Origin of the sequence: Streptomyces sp. NPDC058646 (assembly GCF_042716875.1) — a bacterium.
GTDB lineage: Bacteria > Actinomycetota > Actinomycetes > Streptomycetales > Streptomycetaceae > Streptomyces.
The window spans coordinates 1-1,318 of sequence record NZ_JBHXRK010000088.1; the positions used below are offsets into that span (position 1 = coordinate 1).

The following is a 1,318-nucleotide window of genomic DNA, read 5'->3' on the forward strand; positions in this document are numbered from 1 at the left end:
GCCCGGTGACCTTCCGGGCGAGCTTGAGCGCGGCCTCGACCGAGTTGGTACCGCCGGGTCCGGGGAACTGGACGCGGTAGTCCAGGCCGCGCGGTGTGAGGATCAGGTCCCGCAGCTGCTCCAGGAAGACGCGTTTGGCCGCGGTCTGCATGTCGAGGCCGTGCACCACGGCACACCCGTCCTGCCCTCGGCTGGACAACGCCGCCCCGTACGGTGGTCGACCTGCGCGGGGGCCGCGAAATCTCAGCTGTATCTGTCACCAGATGCGCGCGAGCTTGTTGTCACCAGCCCGGAGTTCGCAACGCAGTTGTCACCACTTCGGCGAACGTGCGAGCTGGTGACCTGGCACCTCACGCAGGTGCTGAACCGTGATCCGGTCGAACGGGTGCGCGGTGACAGTTTGAGCTGCGAGGTGACGTCTATCGCTGCGAGTCACACCGAGCTGGGCAAGCCTCCCCGGGAATCCACTCCGAGCATCCACCACCATTCGACGGCCGCGCCGGCAGCGATAATGCCAGCCGCCAGAGACGCCAGGGAGCTGAGGACAGGCTGCCAGCACCAGCGGACCCACCTGTTGAGGACGCATTCGCATTTATGGGGTGAGGGTAAAGAGGGCGCGGGCGCCGGTGATGTCCAGGAGGCGCAGGGCCTGGTCGGGGAGTCCGCAGAGTTCCAGCGTGCCCTGCTCGGCCGCGGTGCGGTTGCGGAGGGTGAGGAGCGTGTTGAGGCCGCTGGAGTCCATGAAGGTGACGGCCGACAGGTCCAGGACGAGGGTGTGTCCGGCGAGAGAGAGGGTGTCGGTGGTCGCGGTAACGCGCGGGACGGTGTCCATGTCGAGGGCGCCGGTGAGGATCAGGACGGTCCGGGACCGGGTGTGTATAGCGTTGTCGGTGTTCGGGGTGGGGTGCATGGTCGGATCCGCCCATCAGATCGGAGCCCAATACGGTCGGCTCCCGAAACCCGTTCGCAGGAGGCGGCCAAGCGCGCGGCCGCCTTGGGCCGCGCAGAGCCGAGCGAGACCACCCGTACCATCCACCAGCCACGCGTCGTGACCTCCCGGCGGCGCGGGGTCTCCCACCAGACCAGGCTGGTTGTCCCCCGAGCCTGCCACGCCCCCGCCGCAAAGGCCAGACCGCACCCGGCCATGTGCTCCCACCAGGGTGCAGCCGAGCGTGGATCAGGCTCTCGGTCCTAGGGCCTGTGTGATGTCGTGATCATTCGGTGGTCTTGATCAGGTCGTCGATCCAGATCATTGCGGCGCGGAGGTGGAGGCCGGCGAGGTAGCTGTCCGGGCTCTTGTCGCAGCGGGTGGCGATGC

At 68.0% G+C, this 1,318-nt stretch carries 1 protein-coding gene and 1 pseudogene; both read right to left on the minus strand.

The window, feature by feature from the left end; all coding sequences use genetic code 11:
* Window positions 1-169 (minus strand): annotated as a pseudogene (locus tag ACFWUZ_RS36325) (diaminobutyrate--2-oxoglutarate transaminase); the annotation flags it as partial.
* Window positions 170-592: 423 nt separating this feature from the next.
* Entirely contained in the window at window positions 593-910 is a 318-nt protein-coding gene (locus ACFWUZ_RS36330) for an STAS domain-containing protein (RefSeq protein WP_384382405.1), read from the minus strand.
* Window positions 911-1,318: the final 408 nt, after the last annotated feature.

Excerpts from the sequence above, each read along its gene's own strand:
- ACFWUZ_RS36330 (WP_384382405.1), bottom strand. The coding sequence starts at position 910 with ATGCACCCCACCCCGAACACCGACAACGCTATACACACCCGGTCCCGG.